Annotated in this window: 20 protein-coding genes and 1 riboswitch; of the genes, 6 read left to right on the plus strand and 14 right to left on the minus strand. The window is 54.2% G+C overall.

The features are described from left to right. The first annotated feature begins 80 nt into the window (after positions 1-80). The 4 genes from DXY10_RS04880 (at position 81) to DXY10_RS04900 (ending at position 5,055) form a co-directional block, all read left to right on the plus strand. Positions 81-2,387, plus strand: coding sequence for a hypothetical protein (locus tag DXY10_RS04880; RefSeq protein WP_115016758.1), 2,307 nt, complete (start codon positions 81-83; stop codon positions 2,385-2,387). Between the two features lie 351 nt (positions 2,388-2,738). Then, on the plus strand, positions 2,739-3,527 hold the full coding sequence (locus DXY10_RS04890) for a GTP-binding protein (RefSeq protein ID WP_115016761.1): 789 nt from the start codon (positions 2,739-2,741) through the stop codon (positions 3,525-3,527). A 2-nt stretch (positions 3,528-3,529) separates the two neighbouring features. After that, on the plus strand, positions 3,530-4,345 hold the full coding sequence (locus tag DXY10_RS04895; RefSeq protein WP_115016762.1) for a metallophosphoesterase: 816 nt from the start codon (positions 3,530-3,532) through the stop codon (positions 4,343-4,345). Beyond that, on the plus strand, positions 4,345-5,055 hold the full coding sequence (locus DXY10_RS04900) for a phosphoesterase (protein ID WP_115016764.1): 711 nt from the start codon (positions 4,345-4,347) through the stop codon (positions 5,053-5,055). The genes DXY10_RS04895 and DXY10_RS04900 overlap by 1 nt, the downstream gene beginning before the upstream one ends. A 464-nt stretch (positions 5,056-5,519) precedes the next feature. Here DXY10_RS04900 and DXY10_RS04910 read toward each other — a convergent pair whose 3' ends face one another. The 5 genes from DXY10_RS04910 to DXY10_RS04935 form a co-directional block, all read right to left on the minus strand. Beyond that, on the minus strand, positions 5,520-5,765 hold the full coding sequence (locus DXY10_RS04910) for an RNA-binding protein (RefSeq protein WP_115017323.1): 246 nt from the start codon (positions 5,763-5,765) through the stop codon (positions 5,520-5,522). A gap of 93 nt (positions 5,766-5,858) precedes the next feature. After that, positions 5,859-6,068 (minus strand): hypothetical protein, encoded by a 210-nt coding sequence (locus DXY10_RS04915; protein WP_115016768.1) that lies wholly within the window; start codon positions 6,066-6,068, stop codon positions 5,859-5,861. 417 nt (positions 6,069-6,485) lie between these two features. Continuing rightward, positions 6,486-6,986 carry a hypothetical protein gene (locus DXY10_RS04920; protein ID WP_244281940.1) on the minus strand — a complete coding sequence of 167 codons (501 nt, stop codon included), beginning with the start codon at positions 6,984-6,986 and terminating at the stop codon, positions 6,486-6,488. An 859-nt stretch (positions 6,987-7,845) separates the two neighbouring features. Next, positions 7,846-8,481 (minus strand): HupE/UreJ family protein, encoded by a 636-nt coding sequence (locus tag DXY10_RS04925; protein ID WP_115016770.1) that lies wholly within the window; start codon positions 8,479-8,481, stop codon positions 7,846-7,848. A gap of 8 nt (positions 8,482-8,489) precedes the next feature. Then, positions 8,490-8,639, minus strand: a riboswitch (cobalamin riboswitch). Positions 8,640-9,184: 545 nt separating this feature from the next. Next, entirely contained in the window at positions 9,185-9,526 is a 342-nt protein-coding gene (locus DXY10_RS04935) for a c-type cytochrome (RefSeq protein WP_115017334.1), read from the minus strand. A 218-nt stretch (positions 9,527-9,744) separates the two neighbouring features. Between DXY10_RS04935 and DXY10_RS04940 the strand changes: the two genes are divergently transcribed. Next, positions 9,745-10,146, plus strand: a complete 402-nt coding sequence (locus tag DXY10_RS04940; protein ID WP_244281941.1) for a hypothetical protein — start codon at positions 9,745-9,747, stop codon at positions 10,144-10,146. A 407-nt stretch (positions 10,147-10,553) separates the two neighbouring features. On the opposite strand, the gene DXY10_RS04945 is transcribed toward DXY10_RS04940, so the two are convergent. From DXY10_RS04945 to DXY10_RS04955, 3 genes are read right to left on the minus strand one after another with little or no spacing between them, the layout of a single operon-like run. Then, positions 10,554-10,784, minus strand: coding sequence for a hypothetical protein (locus DXY10_RS04945; protein ID WP_115016776.1), 231 nt, complete (start codon positions 10,782-10,784; stop codon positions 10,554-10,556). Next, on the minus strand, positions 10,771-11,097 hold the full coding sequence (locus DXY10_RS04950; protein WP_115016778.1) for a hypothetical protein: 327 nt from the start codon (positions 11,095-11,097) through the stop codon (positions 10,771-10,773). The genes DXY10_RS04945 and DXY10_RS04950 overlap by 14 nt, the downstream gene beginning before the upstream one ends. Before the next feature lie 14 nt (positions 11,098-11,111). Continuing rightward, the gene (locus DXY10_RS04955) at positions 11,112-11,846 is read right to left on the minus strand and encodes a 16S rRNA (uracil(1498)-N(3))-methyltransferase (protein WP_115016780.1); all 735 of its coding nucleotides are present in this window, start codon (positions 11,844-11,846) and stop codon (positions 11,112-11,114) included. A gap of 149 nt (positions 11,847-11,995) precedes the next feature. Between DXY10_RS04955 and DXY10_RS04960 the strand changes: the two genes are divergently transcribed. Beyond that, the gene (locus DXY10_RS04960; protein WP_115016782.1) at positions 11,996-12,397 is read left to right on the plus strand and encodes an OsmC family protein; all 402 of its coding nucleotides are present in this window, start codon (positions 11,996-11,998) and stop codon (positions 12,395-12,397) included. A gap of 54 nt (positions 12,398-12,451) precedes the next feature. Here the strand turns inward: DXY10_RS04960 and DXY10_RS04965 are convergent, their stop codons facing one another. From DXY10_RS04965 to DXY10_RS04990, 6 genes are all read right to left on the minus strand, one after another. Further along, entirely contained in the window at positions 12,452-12,793 is a 342-nt protein-coding gene (locus DXY10_RS04965) for a c-type cytochrome (RefSeq protein WP_115016784.1), read from the minus strand. A gap of 116 nt (positions 12,794-12,909) precedes the next feature. Next, positions 12,910-13,230, minus strand: a complete 321-nt coding sequence (locus tag DXY10_RS14845) for a DUF3721 domain-containing protein (protein ID WP_244281942.1) — start codon at positions 13,228-13,230, stop codon at positions 12,910-12,912. Positions 13,231-13,311: 81 nt separating this feature from the next. Beyond that, positions 13,312-14,151: a metal ABC transporter permease gene (locus DXY10_RS04975; protein WP_115017339.1), complete on the minus strand. Its 840-nt coding sequence runs from the start codon at positions 14,149-14,151 to the stop codon at positions 13,312-13,314. A 613-nt stretch (positions 14,152-14,764) separates the two neighbouring features. Continuing rightward, entirely contained in the window at positions 14,765-15,526 is a 762-nt protein-coding gene (locus tag DXY10_RS04980; RefSeq protein WP_115017342.1) for a metal ABC transporter ATP-binding protein, read from the minus strand. 8 nt (positions 15,527-15,534) lie between these two features. After that, a complete protein-coding gene (locus DXY10_RS04985; protein ID WP_305791062.1) occupies positions 15,535-16,443 on the minus strand; it encodes a metal ABC transporter substrate-binding protein in 909 nt (302 codons plus the stop codon). A 249-nt stretch (positions 16,444-16,692) separates the two neighbouring features. Next, complete coding sequence (locus tag DXY10_RS04990; RefSeq protein ID WP_115016786.1) at positions 16,693-17,361, minus strand: hypothetical protein; 669 nt, start codon at positions 17,359-17,361, stop codon at positions 16,693-16,695. Positions 17,362-18,185 lie beyond the last annotated feature (824 nt).

Consider the following 18,185-nt stretch of genomic DNA (forward strand, 5'->3'; position numbering starts at 1 on the left):
ACAGACACACGCAGAAGCGGCCATCTCAACTTGCAAATGTCTCCCTATCGAGTAGAAGCCAAGAAGCAGCAAAATGAAACATGGCTTTCCCGATCAGCCACGGTGGAACCGAAAACGACAATGGACAAGACGTTACATTTTTACCGGATGGCTCTGCGGCTCTGTTTGGCCATTTCCAAGGAAAGATCAGTTTTGGTGGCACAACGATAACGAGCAAGGGAGAAGACGACGGGTTCATCCTCAAAAGCGATCAAGATGGTAATCGCGAATGGGGGTTGCATTTATCCAACTCTGCCGATATTTACACCAACGCAATTGAGAGCCTGCCAGACGGGTCAATCATTGTTTATGGCGAGTACGAACAAACACTCAAGATAGGAGGCACGACGCTAAAAACTGGAGCAAAAGACAGCGATTCTGATGACGATATATTCGTCGCTCGTGTCAGCAGCGAAGGCAAAGTTGTATGGGCGAAAAGCTTTGGAGGTCTTGGCGACATTGACTCTGGTGACCTTGGCGTTTCCTATGACGAGGATACCGATAAGGCCCATGTTGTCATCGTAGGTGCCTTCGAAAAGTCGATCACATTTGGCAAAACAACATTAACAAGCAAAGGTGATGATGACGCCTTCACAGCCAAGCTCGATGTTGATACAGGGGAAGCAGTCTGGGCCAAAAGATTGGGCGGAGATGAAGAAGATGATCACTATGGGGTGGCCGTGCTTGAAGATGGCTCATCTGTTGTTTTTGGAGAGTTCTCCAAAGAGATTGACATTCAGGGATATAGCAAAAAGCTCACCACAAGAGGGTATGCAGACGAAGACGACGAAGACGACGACGACCTTTTAGTCATTCGATACGACGCTGACGGAAAGGTTGAGCAGGTTAAAACCTTTGGATTCCATAAGGACTCTGATGCCAAAGCAATCGCAGCAACTGAGGATGGTTCTGCTATTTATCTCGCGGGCCATTTTGTAGACATCCTCGAAGACGAGGATGGCAATCGTCTGACACGAGACAGTGAAGCGGGAGACGGTAGCAGGGATGCTTTCCTCATCAAGCTTGATCAGTCTCTTGACTTGAATTGGTGGAGAGCATATGGCAATAACAGAGATCAACAAATCAACTCAGTGGCTCTGCTGGATGATGGATCTCCAATTATCCTCGGTGATTTCGCTGAAACGATCAGACTAGGTTCAGTCACCCTCACCAGCACAGGGGATCAATTGCCAGGCGATGCCGACGAAGGCGATGATCCCGCAGACACAGAAGATACTTTCATAGCCAAGCTCAACTCGAATGGAGTTGTGCAATGGGTCAAACACATCAAAACAACCAGCGACTCAGATGCAGAAAATATTGCGATATCCAATAACGGAGAAATAGTATTCACCGGCGAGAGTTACGGCGACATCACAATGGGAGGAAAGACTTTTAAAAACAAAGGCGAACAAGACATCTTTTTGGGATTACTTGATTCCAACGGCAATTGGCTTTCACAGTTAAACATAGAGGAAGACAATGAGCTTACCCTCAACGACGACAACTCCTTCAATATCACAGACGGCCTACATGACGGCCTGTGGCTTCAATTCAATGTGACCGGAGCCAACACAAAGTTTCAGAATAGCCTTAAGATAGTAGATTCTAATAACAATATTCTTGGCTCGATTGGCGCAACGAGCTTTTCAAAAAACCTAGGCAACCTAATGGTATTCATCCCAGAAGGCACAACATTTTCATTCCAGCAATACAGCAACAACCAAAGAGACATCACATCACCAGATCTCACAATTTCAGAACTAGAAGATGGCGGCTTCCGGCTCAACCTCAACGACAGCGGTTACGACACAGATCAGAATGATCTAATAATCGACATCACCACGTCAATAACGTCGCCAAACGCAGAAGCCACAACAATGGCAGTGGAGCAACAAGATATCCACGACGCCATTCTGGACCTCTCCTCAATCTCCGCTGATGGCCAACAACTCAAACTAACAATCAACTGTGATTGCGCCTTTGAAAACCGTGTGGCCATGGTCAAACTCACAGAAGAAACCGATGGCAGTTTTAGCGTCAACGGCTTCACTGAATCTGCAGGTGCAGAGTTTGATCAAGCCGTCAAAGACAACCTCATCAACCCTGGCGATGCCACGATCCAGGCAACTGGAGTCACACAACAAACCGTGAATTGGACACTCTCAGAATCTGATGCGGGCTACTACGCACCCGTCGTCATCAATCCCTCTGGCGATGTGTTTTCCGTTGGATCAATGTACGTGAAGAACCTGGGCACGAACTTCTTTACCTTTGAAGACAAGCACACAACCGACAACTCCGACTGGGATTACAACGACGTGAGCCTTCTTGTGGAAATGGTCTGATCGACAGCCAATCAGATCCATTGGCCTATCGAGCTGGCGATCCCAATCCCCAGCTCGATAGGTTGAAAGGCTGATGCAAGACGAAAGAGGTCAGCCACGCGCTGAAGCATCGGCGACCACGTCGCCATCAGCCTCGGAGCCCCTGAGTGTCATTCCCGTCACTGGAGTGGACAGCCAGCAACCCACAGGCTCAGAATGAGAATGATTCCCGCTTGCGACTCGAAGCTGTTCCAGCTGTCGATCAAAGGGGCGGAGTGAATCGCAGTGCCTTTCTGGGCAGGAGGTTGGACCAAACGCCATGACCAACAAGCCAATCCCGTGCGCAGGCCTGATGGCCTGCCTCCCAGCACCATGAGCCAGACCTGGTTGATCTCAGGCCCTCCAGGCTGTGGAAAAACCAGTTGGATTCTGACGACGATCCGGAGCCACCCGGGTTCCTGTGGCTACTTACGCCTCTCAGGACTGTCAGAAGACGGGCTGGAGCAGGGCCACGATGCAGGCATCGATCTGGCCTGGCTGAAGGATCAGTGCCCACAGCTGCAAGACCTTTCCAAACCAGATCAGCAGTGTGCAGACCGCATAGACGACCAACTCAATCTGATTGAGCTGCAGCAATATCGCCCACCGGCTCATCCTGGTGTCGATGAAATCGATCCACGCATCAGCAACCAACTCAAAGCGCTTCAGCTCCAACCTGATCGCGCCCTCCACTTCGGGAGGGAACCAGAACTTCCTGAACAGGACACCTTGGAGTTCAACAGACTGGAAGCGTGGAGTGTCAGTCTTCACGACAGCGTCTGGGACCCCAACAGCCTCAGCAGCTTCTGGTTTGAGTTGGTCAATGGAGCCTACGGAGATGTTTATCGCGCCAAAGCGCTGATGAACCTCCCGGATGGTCGTGCCTTTTTCTGCAATTGGATCGTCAGTCAACAGGGATCGCAGTTCTTGCCTCTCGAGGTTGTGGAACCGCCAACGGGACGCCCCAATCGAGCCTCAGAACTTGTTGTTCAAGGCAAGGCTCTTGATGGCATGGGGATGCAATCCACCATCAATGACTGTCTGCTGAGTGATGCAGTTTTAGACATGCATCAAGCCCCGCTCCGAGAACAACAACCAGACCTATCCCAAGCCAAGAGGTAACCATGGCTCACGCGGTCATTTCCTGTCTCCACGCCAACCTTGCAGCCGTTGAGGCTGTGCTGGCTGATATTGACCAGCAAGGAATTAACACCATCACATGCCTCGGTGACCTCGTGGGCTATGGCCCCCAACCCAACGAAGTCGTTGAGCTAATGCGCCAACGCGCCATCCCCACCTGCCAAGGCTGCTGGGATGAAGACATCATCGATGGCCTCAATGCATGCGAATGCAGCTATCCCTCACAACTGGCAGAGCGGCGCGGCCATCTGGCCCACCAATGGACTGACGCCGAAATGACAGCTGAAAACAAGCGCTTTCTGGCCAGCCTGCCGACCTCACTACGGCGAGACAAACTGCTGTTCGTTCATGGCAGCCCCAACAGTCAGCACGAATATCTCTTGCCTGACATGAATGCATTTGCTGCCTTGGAACGGGTTGAAACAGCAGGTGCAGAAACCCTGTTTTGCGGCCATACCCATCAGCCCTATGTGCGTGAACTGCGGGGCGGCTCCATTCGGGTGCGCGTGCAACACAACGACAGCAGCAGCTCAGAGGAGCAGGACATGACGCTGCCAATGCGACGGATCGTCAATGCAGGATCGGTGGGCGAGCCACGCCACGGAAACACCCAAGCCACCTACGTCATTCACGATGAAGCAACGAACGATTTGACAATCAGAGAGGTGAGCTACGACGTGGCAAAAACATGCCAGGCCATCATCGATGCCGGCTTGCCTGAAGTGTTTGCCTGGCGATTAAGCCACGGCTTTGAATATGCAGAACGGGCTGACGATGCCAGCCATGTGTGTGAGCGCTGATGGAACGCTGGGCACTGGTGAGTGGATTGGGCGGAGACCTCGAGGTCTACGAACAGATCCAACGTGAGCTGAAAACCAAACGCGGGCTGGATCGTCTGTTTGTGCTTGGAGATCTAATCGGACCAAAGCACAACAATGATGCGCTGCTTAAGAGACTGCAGCAGCCACAACGTGGCGATTTGCCGCCGGAATGCATCTACGGATGGTGGGAGGAGCAATTACTGGCCGAACGGGGATACCGCGGTGACAGAACAGCAGAGGCACTACGCATCAACCATGGCAATGATGCGGTCGAGGCGTTATTAGCGTCGGTGGATACAGGCCACATGGCCTGGCTGGCATCGCTGCAGTTCGGTTTTATTGAGCTGGATTGTGCTCTATTACACGGCAGCTCAGCCGACGTGGGCGACGAGCTGATGCCATCCAGCTCTCCGTTAATCCTGCTCGATCGCCTCACCCGTTTGGATGTCAACCGATTGTTCACTGCGAGGAGCACGCAGCAGTTTCGTCTTGATCTGAATGGGGGAGCAATCGATTCCCACATCAAGGATCTCAATGGTGAACACAATCAGCAACAGGAGGTACCCAAACGAAGCGTGATCGGAATCGGTTCTGGCGAGATGTTCAGCTTGTATGCCCCAGGCAGTGATCACATTGAATTCGTAAAAGTCGGCGTTAAACCAGTGTCACGCGGGCTGGGTTTCGGCTGAGAGAGAAGATCTTGCCATGAACCAATCAGCGGCTTTCCATCCTGCACCCTGTCGAAAAGGCCAGGACAGAACAGTGCAATCGACCGGCCTTGGCGAGCGGCAACAAGCCTTCGCCAGGGTTGGATGCAGACAGACAGCGTTGCTGTGCTGCCTGCTCAACGAAGCAAGCCACTTGACTGCACTGAAATGGTGTGGCGACAGCGCAGCGATGCCCTGAAGGCTGGGGTGATAGGCCTCCAAGGTCAGGAGCCAGTTCAGCCGCTCCGCCGTCTCTTGAGAGGCTCAACCGGCTCCCTGAAGCTGCTCGCAGCACATCGAGACACCATCTAGGCGAGCATCAGATCCGGCGCACTAGACATGGTGCACGCAAGCTGCGCACGCGATGCCCAAAGGTCCCCAGTCGATCCTTGAAGGGGGATGGGCCTCTCAACCGGCCGAGGGCCTGGTTGAGACTGTCAATCAAGTCAACGGCGGGGTTCGGCCTTGCGCACACCGATCTGGCGGCCCATCCACTCAACGTCTTGCAGATCGTTGATGGCGGCCTGTTCGTCGGCCTCATTACGCATGTCCACGAAACCGAAACCACGCTTACGGCCTGTCTCGCGATCCAGGGGTAATGAGCACTTGGTCACCTCGCCGTACTGGGAGAAGAGATCCTCAAGGTCTTCCCGTTCAGCATCCCAAGAGAGGTTCCCGATGAAAATCGTCAAAAAACTGGCCCGTTTGAGTTCCTGAGAAGCCTGCCACAGCATCGATACCGCTGTGGCAGTGCCCAGCAGATGAACAGGCAACGCAACAACCCACTACCCCTTCGCATCGGGCAAGACACTCTCTTCTGCGTTCGGATGCATGGTTTTGGCCAGCATCAGAAGGGCAGAAGCCATACTGTGATCGCCCTCTTGGCTCAGCAGTTGGCTGAGAAGAAGTAAATCGGCGTAATCGGCGGTGGCGGTGCCATTGAGCAAACCCCGTGCAGTGCCACGGGCCACAATCAATTCCAGGGTCATACTCATGGGGTCAAGCTGACACCGGTGAGGATGTAACCGCCAAAACAGCAGAGTTTTACTCGCTATTGGCGGCAAGGCGTCAGCGCATCAACAAAATTGGCCTTTTGGGTTTAGGACTAAAGCACCAGGCTTCAGGGCATTGCGTGGTCTACAGGGAGCTGTGGGCAACACAGCAAAGCCATAAAACAGTGCCCACCTTAGATCAAACATACTGACATCAGAACTTAATCAAGCAGCCCCAAAACAGTCAACCATTCTTACTAAAATTCGACGATAACAAGAGTTTAAGATTGAAAGAAAAATCACGACAAGCCCCCTATAGGCTTGAACTTGTCGTGATTTGAACACGCATCAACTTGAGAACCAGTAACGGCAATCACCGCCAAGTTCTCTGCAAATAATCAGCATCAAATAAAACAATAATCAAAAGCCTGAGAAGGGCAGGGAAGAGTGGTGGAGAATGATGCGGAGCGATCCATCATCATCACGCACATAACCAAATGTTTTGTCGACCATGCTCTTCGACCCATCAGCAGCCACAAAATGGACCCACCCCATCGCATTGGCCGTATTGCCGAAGGATTGAATCACAACAATCTCTGGCGTGCACTCCACCCAAGGGCTGCGTTGGCTATTCGGGAATCCGATTGCAAAGCCAGGGTCAGCGAAAGCACTATCGTCACCGACGAAATAAGACAATGCCCCCGAACGTGTTTCGCGGAAGGTGGTGTCACCTTTCGTCCAAGTAGGCTTGAAGGACACAGGTCCAAACTGGTAGCCATAGGCCGCATCAATCACCTCACCAGCTAAAGGCTTCGATTTTTCGATCCCCCCCTCAGTATGGGCCTTGCTGATGGCAAGAAGAGCATCACACCAACCTTGTTGCGCTGCCTGAACCTCACTGATCTGAATGGTTTCATTCATCACGGCAGGCTTGGCCTCAGCCGCCAATGGAGCGATACAACAAACAGCTGCAGAAAGCGAACCAGCAAGAGCAAAGGATCGAAACATAATCAAAAGATGCATCGACTTGTCTATAGCAAGCAGCAGGCATCGGAACAGTAAAAATATGCAACTCCTCACCAAGGAAAGTGCAGGGTGAACAGTTGACCAAAAAGATCTTCAAGCGAAGCCTCCAATCAATCTGACGGAACTCCACACCAAGATGGAAACAGGGGGAAAACATAATTAGAGCAAGTGATCTGATCTTGGAAGCGCGGTCGAACCTTATCGGCAATGAACAGAGCAGAAGAAGCGACACCATCGCATCAGAGTGAACTGTCCAAGGAATAAAGAAACAGTCCACAGGCAGAATGGGAAGCACCTTCAGCCTGAGGCAAGGCATGAATGGCAACCAGCTGTAAGTATCCCTTCCCAACAATCAGAACCAGACGCTCGATGACAGACAACCGAGCAGCTGGTTGAACCTTTCAGCTGTTGGGGTGGTCTGACCGTAAGGAGGAGACAACGAGAAAAGGGCTGGCGCCACACTGATTTGTTCGTTTCCTGGAACTAATACCACCAATCCAAGGCAGAGTTGCCATCGTGTGGCGCTCCTCCATTCTTGAGGCTACTAGCGAGCAATTCTAAGGCCAGTGTTGGTATTGACGCTCAACGTAGCGGCAGCAGAAACCCCTAAAACTATTGAAGCGATTGCGCAACAAAAGGCACTACAAAGCCCAATTTATTTGAATTCACACCAATAAAAAAGGCGGAATTGAATTCCGCCACAAAAGAAACTTTTAACGAGTCTTTTCAATCAGCATCAACCGGCAAGGGTTTCTCAATCAACGAGGGCGACCCAAGCAAAAGCGAGGCCAATCCCAATCCAAATTCCAGCACCCACGCGCTGGCCCTGTTCACCCAACCAGTTGATCACACCTTTGGACGCCGTTGTGACAAGCAGCAGCAATGCACCCTGGCCAATCAGGAGGCCCAAGAAATAAGTAGCAAGGGGTGTGGGTTCGGCACCAACAATGGTGTTTCCCAGAAGGAAACCATGCAGGCCAATCAAAGGAAGCAGCCACTGCACCGGTACCAGCGCCAGGGCCATCAGCCCCTCGACCACCAGCGAGAGTGAAACGAGAGCTTCCGCCCAAGGGGCGATGGCATCGGGCAGGGGAATGAACTGGGAGAGGGCACTACCGGCCAAGCCCACAGACAGCAAAGGGAGCACCCAGTTGAGCGGACGACGCAGGCCAATGAAGGCGATCGCGACCAGGAACAAAAGATGGTCTGGGCCCAGCAGTGGATGTCCGATACCGCTCAGCAGTCCTTGCCATGCCGTCAGGCCGGTGCTTTCGCCCATCCCAAAGGGATGGTGGGCATAGGCAGGAACGGCAATGGAAGCCGCCACAACCAGGGGTGCCGACAAGAGCCCAGCCTTCTGCACGGCCAGCAAGGGTCGTGATGACGTCATAATCGATCCTCGTCGAGTGGAAACCTGGCGGGCGTTCTGACTGGCACCATCAAGGAAGAGGTGCATCACAGCTGCGGGACAGCGACGGATTCGCACCGTTCTTTCCCCGTTTCCTTCAGTGGCTGATCCCAACTGAAACCAGGTGATCAACTTATCAAATCACGGCCTTTTCCTAACCAAGGCACACCAGCCCTGCTTGTGACCATTCACCGCTGCCAGACAAGTGATCAAAGATTCAAGATGGACTGCCAGAGTGAGTTGGTGATCCTTAAGCCAAGGCAGCCAAATACCTTAAGAGCAAACTCAGAATGATATTGATTAGCCTAGAAATGTGCCATCCAAACTGATCGACGAATCAGAACAAAACTGAGCTGAACCACTGACACACAGCTGGTATTTTGATATTGATTAACTGATCAAACTGAAACCTAAATCAATCCATCAATCAATCCATCAATCTCAAGATAACGCACAAGTCTGTGATGGCATTCCCCAATTGATCGCGATTGGCATGGCATCCAGAGGGATCTTGCAGGCCGAGGGTTCGTGGCCATTGGCATCGTGGCGATGGGGTACTGGTGTTCAGCTCATGGGCCTTTAAAACCAAGGGCGATGAGACATCAAAAAGCCCCTGACCAACGATCAGGGGCATCATGCTGAGAAGGATCGATCATCGCCAAGGGCGACGCAGATCAATCAAGAATCAAGCCCAACCCTTGGAGGACTGTGACTCAACATAAGCTGCAACATCAGCAATATCGTCAGCACTCAGCTTGCCGCCAAAAGCAGGCATACCGTTCTTGCCGTTGGTCACCTGATAAGCGATGGCTTCTTCGTGGCCCTCGTTGTAGCTGGTGAGATAAGACTTGAGGTCGTCTTGCTGAAGGGTGCGCTGGCCGTTAACGACGTTGCCTCCACCAATGTGGCAAGCAGCGCAGTTAGCCGAGAAGATCTGCTGTCCATGAGCAGCATCGGCAGCCATTGCAAAAGAAGGCGCCACAAGAGCGATCAGAGCAGCAAGGGCGATCGAGAACAGGTGTCTCATCATCTAGGTAGGAAGACCTACCTTCTTTAATCGCCAATGTCCCAAAAAGCACAACCACCACTCGCATTCTTTACTTTCCTTTTGTGTCAAAAGAGCAAGCCTGCACCAGACTGAGGGGTCAATGAACTGCACCAACCGTGAAGTGGCTCCATGCAGTTCTGATCGGGATTTTTGCCTTTGCCCTGATCTGCTGGCCAGCTCAAAGGGTTGAGGCATGCGTGGAGGGCCTTTCCTGGGGCATGCCCTTGGAACAAGTACGTGACCACCTCGGCCCTAGCCAACCAGTCGATGACGAGCAGACCCATCGCTTTGTTGCCAGCAATGTGCTGCTTGATCGTCTTCCCGTCTCCAGCGTCACGTTTGACCTCGACGAGACCCATGGCCTGCAGTCCCTGGCCTACGAGTTCGCCATTGATGACATGAGCGAAGTGTTGGCTGGTCTTCGCGCAAGGCATGGCCAACCGCTCAGCACCAGTTCAGAAGACCAAGACCAAAGCGATCAGGTCTGGGTCTGGAATACAGGCGAAGACCTGATCACAGCCGTCAAGCACAGAAGTGCAGAACAGGAAAAGTTCCTGATCTCGTACCGACAAAGCAGGCTTCGCCCAGAAACGCTCTAAAGCCACCATTGCTAATGCAAAGCAAGTGATGCTGCCCAGCAAGCATCGATAGGTCGAACAAGATGCCTCAAGCGCATGGCAATCATGCTGATAGGCAGCAACAAATCCGCAGGAGCACACCAAACAGGGGTATCGGCATTGCGTCTGTGATGTCGATCAACGATTGATCACTGTTCCAATGGAGATTTCGAAGCCAACCGCGAAAACTCCTAGTTCAATAGATTGAGACTAAATACAGTCAACACGAAGTGATTAGGCAGGGATGCCAACACAACTCAAGACCAAGTCATCAGGCGCCAGTGCACCATTGCAGTACACTGGGATTCTGCAAGTGGCCCAGACTTGATCCACGTGAAGTTGACGAGCCGGATCCCACCTCCCTCTTCTGATTTGCACCAATCAGGACATCAATCCAAAAGAGGTTTCGCCTGGAAATTCCAGTGTTCCTCATCCTCAAGCCAAAGCTCCCACACAAATTGTTTGCCCCTGCGGGTGGAAAGCTTGCCGCCGAAACCAGCAGGAGAGGCGCAATAGAGATCGGTGATGGCGTTAGCAGGCTCACCCTCTCGGGTGAACAGGTCAGTCACCCGATGCCCTAACCGTTCGGATAGATCGGCTTTGAGGTCATCCAACGTCATCAGGTTTTACCGAAAAATCCAGAATGAGATCACCGTGGTCATCCCGGCTGATCACAAAGCCGAAACCATCGAGACTGCCACTCCATACACCCTGGTCAGGGTCGCAATCAAGCCCCTGCTGTTGCTCCACGGTGTGATCAAACAGCTGTTGAAAACAATGGCCGGCAACAACCGCCGCCTGCTGCTCATCCATCTCGTCAAGCTCGTGTGACGCGACCGAACACCCCTCCAGGAGCTCGGCATCAATCACATTGCCAACGCCCAAATCGGCAACGAGGGCCTCCAGGGCTGCGAGGTTCTTCGTTTCAAGCATGGGTTAATCATCGCTTAGCGGCAGCCACAAACGCGACCAGGAAGCACCTGGGCAAGCACCGTGGTGAGCGCAGTATCCACACTGAAGGTGCGAACACCAAGGTGAACTGGCTTGGCCACCACCGATTGGGCGAGGTCAAGCTCAAAAGGCACAAATCCACCTTCGGGGCCGATCATCACAACCGCCGGTTGAGCCAAGTGATCTGCCAGAGAGATTGGAGCCCCCATCTCAGCGATCCAACAGGGGCGGCCTGCACACAGATCCACCAGTTCATCTTCCACAAAGGGGCGGAAACGCTGATGCAAATGCACCCGAGGGGGCTGGGTGTCACGTGCGCGTTCCAAGCCAGACAGCAACGCCTGTTCGATTTTTTTAGGCCTCAACAGTGGGCTTTGCCAGTAACTCTTATCCACCCTGGCGCTGTTGATCAGATGCAGGTTCTCCACCCCAAACTCGGCAACCGTGCGAAGGATTCGTCGCAACATCTTCGGCCTGGGCAACGCCAGAACAATGTCGAAACAATGACGTGGCGGGGGTAACCCTTCGAGCTGCACCGTCAAGATCACGGCGTTCTGCTCAATGGACTGAACCACAGCCTCGCCGACCCGCCCATCTAGAATGCCAACCCTGAAGGCATCACCAACGCTGGCCCTGAGCACACCAATCAGATGGGCAGCGCGATGATCAGAAATCAGCACCCGCTCGGCGTCGAGCCAATGGTCTCGCTGATGCAGCAGAACAATGTTCATGCGAGCACGAGAAGACTGCTGGGAGCAGCAGCCAGGCTAGGTGGCCTCGATGCTTGCTCGAACTAAAACCAAGGTCAAACCTGGACGCAATCGAAGCTGGCTGGCGAGGGGCCAACGACACTGAAGAGAGCCCCTCAAAGCCAAGGCGCATGACCACAATCGAATGCCGCTATACCGGCAATCTGCATTGCGATGCCCGACACGGCCCATCAGGCCAGCAGCTGCAGACCGATGCACCAAAGGATCACGACGGCCTGGGGCAAACGTTTTCTCCCACGGACTTGTTGGCCACAGCCTTGGGAACTTGCGTGCTCACGGTGATCGGCATCACCGCGAAACGTCGTCAATGGAATGTGGAGGGAGCTAGCGCCAGGGTGACCAAAATGATGACCTCAGAGGGGCCGCGCAAGATTGCATGCCTCAAGGTCGACGTGCACCTACCCCAGCATTGTTCCCCGGATCAACGTCGATTGATGATGCGCATGGCCGAAGACTGTCCGGTCAAACGCAATCTGGAGGGAGCGCTGAACATCGAGCTGAACTGGACTTGACCAGCACTCCATCATCGGCATTGGCTTGATCCCAATGGCTCTGAAGGCAAGCCGTCAGCTCCAGCCGTTGCTGGCCTGATCTTCTACGTAAGCCGCCACATCCGAGATCTGGTTCTCGGTGAGGGTGTCGATGAAGGCAGGCATTTCGTTCAGGCCGTAGGTGACCTGAGCCACAATGGCGCTCTCATGGCCGTTGTTGTATTGAGCGAGATACGACTTGAGGTCTTCCTGCTTCAGGGTGTGCTCAGCATTAATAATGTTGCCGCCGCCAGCGTGACAAGCGGCGCAATTGGCTGAAAACACTCTGGCCCCACTCGCAGCATCACCAGCGAAGGCATACGTGGGTGCCCAGATCAAAACGAAAAGAGCAGCGACGACAGACAAAAGAGCTCGCATCGGCAACTTTTAATCACACGATCCATTCTCATCGTCATCGGCGATTGGAGTCAGCCTGGCGTGCAGATCGTCATATCCCCCTTGCATCAGCCAAGAGGACCCTGCTTCGGATCAGATCAGTGACTGGTGTGGCTCCCATGATTGTGGGCCGAACAAGGCATCCACTGATCACCCATCTGATGCGCACCTTTGCAGCCGAAGTGAACAGCCGCGGCCTCCGCTTCTTCACGGGTGGGATACATGGCCTTGATACCGGTGGCAGAGGGGCTCACCTCAGCCTGGGGATCCATGGAAAGCTCCACACCACTGTGGTCGTCACCGGAAACGTGATGGGCGAATGCCCCACCACCGAGAGCGGACAGTGCTGTTAAGGCCGCAACACAGCCCAAATGCTTCCAGGTGGTTCGATTGAGGAAAACAGGCACAGATCGATCCACGTTGATAGAAGGTGATAGCGGCGGTCATGCTGACTGCCAGGGCCCAGAGGCCACCGATATCCACATTCTAATGGCGCAGCCTCAACCTGGCAAAGAGGGCTGACGGCGAAGAATGCCGTGATGCGGTGCGAACAGAAAAGCCAGCACAAACAAACCGGTCTGAACCAGCACGATGCATCCCGCTGGAGAACGATCGCTCCAATAGCTAACGAACACTCCCACAACACTGGAAATCACACTGCTGGCAACGGCCAAAAGCGTCATGCGATCGAAGCGATCAGTGAGCAGATAGGCGGTGGCGCCTGGTGTTACGAGCATGGCCACCACAAGGATGATCCCGACTGTTTGCAGACCTGCGACCGCCGCCAGAGACAGAATGGACAACAACAGGTAGTGAAGCAAGCCGGTATTGATCCCAATGGAGCGCGCATGGGTGGGATCAAAACAAAACATCAGCAGATCTCGACGGAACAGCAGCAACACCGCAAACACCACCATCGAAATCAGCAGGGTCTGCTGAATGTCGGCATTGGAAATACCCAGCACGTTGCCGAACAGGATGTGGAAGAGGTCGATATTGCTCCGCACGTTTGACACCAAGACGAGTCCGAGCGCGAAGAAACCGGTAAAGACAAGGCCGATCACGGTGTCTTCCTTGATGCGCGATTTCTGTTGGACAAAGCCGATTGTGGCCACAGAGCCCACCCCGAACACAAACGCCCCTAGGGAGAAGGGAAGCCCAAGGGCATAGGCCAGCACCACCCCAGGAAGCACCGCATGGGAGACGGCATCACCCATGAGGGCCCACCCCTTCAGGGTCATGTAGCAGGAGAGCAAGCCGCACACCGAGCCAACCAAGGCACTGATGCACAGGGCACGCACCATGAATTCATGGCGGAGAGGCTCCAGCACCCAATCGATCAGCACCCACCACTCCAGGACACCTGGCAAGTCTCTCAGGACGAAGCAACAATGCCGTCAAGCAATAGCGACAAGCAATGGCAGGGCGACAAACCCGCCACAGCTCGAACCAATCAGTCGGCCACGCCCACCGAGCCGCGCTCTGTTGCAGGCCTGAAATCGGGCCGCTGGCGACGCTGCTCAACGCAGCCGCAGCCAAGAGATTCAGAAAGGAGTCATCACGCAATACGAGCAAGAGCTCCGCTCACCACGGGCCTCATCATTCCGAACTGCACAACAGCAGAACATCGCAACGCGAAAAAAGACAAGCCACTAGCACGCATCAAGCAACCTTGAATGAGTACTTTGACCTAACTTTGGACGCCTAACGAAATTTCATGAAGTTGTGTGCTTTTATATTTAAGCCGTCCGCCTATGCATCAATGATCTTCTTTGCGGGAACTTTAGTAGCCACAACTACCGTCGCATTTGTATTTGTCATGCGCTCGATTTTAAAAGAGCTTGATATAAAGCTTTCTCTTCCATCCCTTCCTTCAATCAGCCTTCCTTTCACGAAGCGTTCAGTTCAGTCCGCCAATATCTGAGCAGCCCATCCCCACGCCATCAGTTCTATCTAAGGACGACTATCAGAGTCAGCCTTGCTGTTGCCGGTGAGCAGATCAGGGGGAACACCACCAAAGGTGAGTGAGAGATTTTCGGAGGTAAAAACCTCCGAAGTCTCGCCGTAGGCAAGAACGGTTTTGTTGATCAACACCACCAGATCACAAAACTCACGCACATGGCTGAGGTCATGGGTGGAGATCAGAATGGTGCGCCCCTCACTGCGAAACTGCAGGAAAAGATCAGCCATCAACTTCTCGGTGCGCACATCCACGCCGTTGAAGGGCTCATCAAGCAGGAGCACCGAGGCCCCCTGAGCGATGGCACGGGCAAGAAACGCTCGCTTGCGCTGACCACCAGACAACGCCCCGATGGGACGATCACGGAGAGGGAGCAAGTCCACTTGGGAGAGGGCCTCCCGCACGGCAACGCGGTCCGCACGGGCTGGAATCCGCAGCAGATTCATGGCGCCATAGCGACCCATCATCACAACGTCCCACACCGAGACCGGGAAGTTGTTATCGATGCCTTCGCTCTGAGGAACGTAGGCAACGGCCTGCTCCCGCTGAGCCTCCGCCACAGTCAAGCCATTGATGCGAATTCGACCACGGGATGGGCGCACGAATCCTGTCAGTGCCTTGAACAAGGTGGATTTACCTGAACCATTCATTCCCACCAAGCCACAGATGCAACCGGCGGGCAGCACCAGCGACGCGTCGTGAAGCGCCACCGTGGCGTTGTAGTTCACGCAAAGGTGGTCGGCCTCGATTCGCATCGTCATGGCTACTGACCCTGCGGACTGAGACCCTTGCGGATGAGTCTCACATTGTGCCGCTGCAATTCCAGCAGCGTGGGGGCCGGTCCGTTGTGTTCCGAAAGAGAGTCGACGTAAAAGGTGCCTCCGAAGCGGACTCCGGCAGCGGACGCAACCTGCCGCTGAACTTTGTCGCTGACAGTGCTTTCACAGAACACCGCAGGCACCTCGGACGTCCGCACCGTTTCGATCAGCCTGGCCATGCGCTTGGGAGTGGCCTGGGTCTCGGCATTAACGGGCCAGAGATAGGCCTCTTCCAGGCCATAGTCTTTGGCCAGATAACTAAAGGCGCCTTCACAGGTCACCAGCAAACGTTGACGCTCGGGCAGTGCATCTAAGGAGGATCGCAGCTCGCGATCAAGCTGTTGCAACTGCTGCTTATAGACCTCACCATTGCGACGGAAGCTCTCTTCCCCGGCGGGATCCAATCCGGAAAAGGCGGCAACAATCCGATCCACGTACTGCTGGGCCCGTTGGGGAGACATCCAGGCGTGGGGATTGGGACGACCTGCATAGGCATCCCCTTCAATCAACAAGGGCTCAATCCCCTGGGTGAGCGTGACGGTGGGAACATCTCCAGCGGCGGCGGTGAATCGTTTGGCCCAAAGTTCAAGACCCAAACCATTCTCGAGAATCAGCTGCGCTGAAGCTGCCTTCTCCAGATCACTGGGAGTGGGTTCATAGCCATGAATTTCAGCACCCTGCTTGGTGATGGAATGCACCTGCAGTCGGTCTCCGGCCACATTGCGGGCCATGTCGGCAAGAACGGTGAACGTGGTCAGCACCACCGGCCGGCTATCAGCAGGTCCACTCTGCTGACCCTGAGGAGAGCGGCAAGCGGTAGTGACCAGAAAGGCCAGCAGCGAAAGAGCCGTCAACGACCTCGCAAACCTCAGAGCAGGGATGGTTAGCACCGAGTCCAAAATGGATACTAGAAGACCGAGAACCGCTTGGCGAGCGCGGACGAGACGCTTACGACACGGATTCGTAACGCAATAGTGTTACAACCGTGCCACTATTGCAAACCTCAGGCCAGGCCTGGCCTGAGGTTTGCGAGTCGGAGGAGGTTTGCGAGTCGGAGACGGTCATCAAGGCTTGAGTTTCAAGTTGAGATCGCGCTTCGGATCTCAGCCTTGCCCAGCCTCACCGGACTGCTTCAGCAATTGCTGATAGGCGGCCGCCACCATGCAATAACCAGCTGGAACCGACACAAATCCACCCACCAGACAAGCCAAATAGCCCAGAGCGATCACCCCTGCCACAACGAGCAGAAACAGGGTCACATCAAACCAATGGGGCGTGACCAAGCGTCGACTGAGATTGAGCGCATCCGGGAAGGAGCGCGGCCCGTCGACCAGGGCCACACCCGAGAACACATAGGCCACCGCCAGATAAAGACCTGGGATGAAAAAAGCCATCAATCCCAACAGCACCGCCAATGCCGCAAACAGCTGCAGTCCAATCAGGTTGGGTACTTCGCCCACCTTGGCAAACAGATCCCCCAGCGACACCGACTCACCCCGCACGGAACGAAGGCCGCCATCCAGCAAAGCGATCGAGACCACAAGCCCAAGAATGGCGTGAAGAATGAGCAGGCCCAGCAGCAGCAGCAAAACTCCGGCCGAGGCTTCCTGATCGGACGTGGCAGATAGGAGCCCAGCCTGAAGGGCACTAAGCAAGGCCCAGACAAGGGCTGCCAGAACCGTAAATCCGACAAGGGTTCCTGCGTTGCGACTAAAGCCCTGCCATCCTTCGCGCAAGGCCAGACCAGCGTGAAATGGTGCTCGAGTTGACATCAACTTGAAGCCGTTGAACCAACCCTAGAACGAACTCAGAATCAACACACAAGCTTTGATCGGCCCCTCTCCATCACGTCCAAACAGAGCTCCGAACAGGCCCCCAAAGAGACAATCGATCTTGATCGCATTGACGTTGAATCCTGTTGATCATTGACGCTGCTCATTGGCACCACAACTGCAATCGCATCTCGCCCACAATGAACGCGAACGAGCTGAGGCACGCCAATCGCAACCACCAACTGACCCCGCAGCCGCCCTTTCAGCGATGAGACTGGCCAGTCAAGGAAGCGTCCTACCTCAACTGGCACAGTGCCAGTTGAGGCGCGATTGTTCCATTGTGTGAGGAGAAGGATCAAGAGACGGAGTCGAAACAAGGACAGACGCCCGTCTCTCTGATCTGAATCCCAACTCCGCCCTCGGCGGAGTTTTTTTTTGGCAAAGCAAAAACTTCCCCGGCGCACACACACCAGATCTGGTGGCCACACATGCGCCAAAGTCACCGCAAAACAAAATCAGCGGCGACTGCTGATTTCGGCGCCAAACCACGCCATATCTGGGACTTGCGCCAGAGCAACCACCCCGACTATCTCTAAGCCAAGGCCGGGTGATGGGGACAATCACCGGCCGCAACACAGCCCTGGCCCGAGCGTCGGGGCTTTTTCATCGCTGAGAGGCAGTTCTTGAGGGGTCGTTCCTGAACAGATTCGAGCCCAGCGCCACCGATCCGCAATCAACCACCAGACTGGTGTGGCTTGATGCTGAGCGATGGGCTTCCACAAGTCCTGCCAGCAAGGGCCAAGACACCACCACTGTTCAGACAC

The sequence above is a fragment of the Synechococcus sp. UW140 genome, from assembly GCF_900474295.1.
Classification (GTDB): domain Bacteria; phylum Cyanobacteriota; class Cyanobacteriia; order PCC-6307; family Cyanobiaceae; genus Synechococcus_C.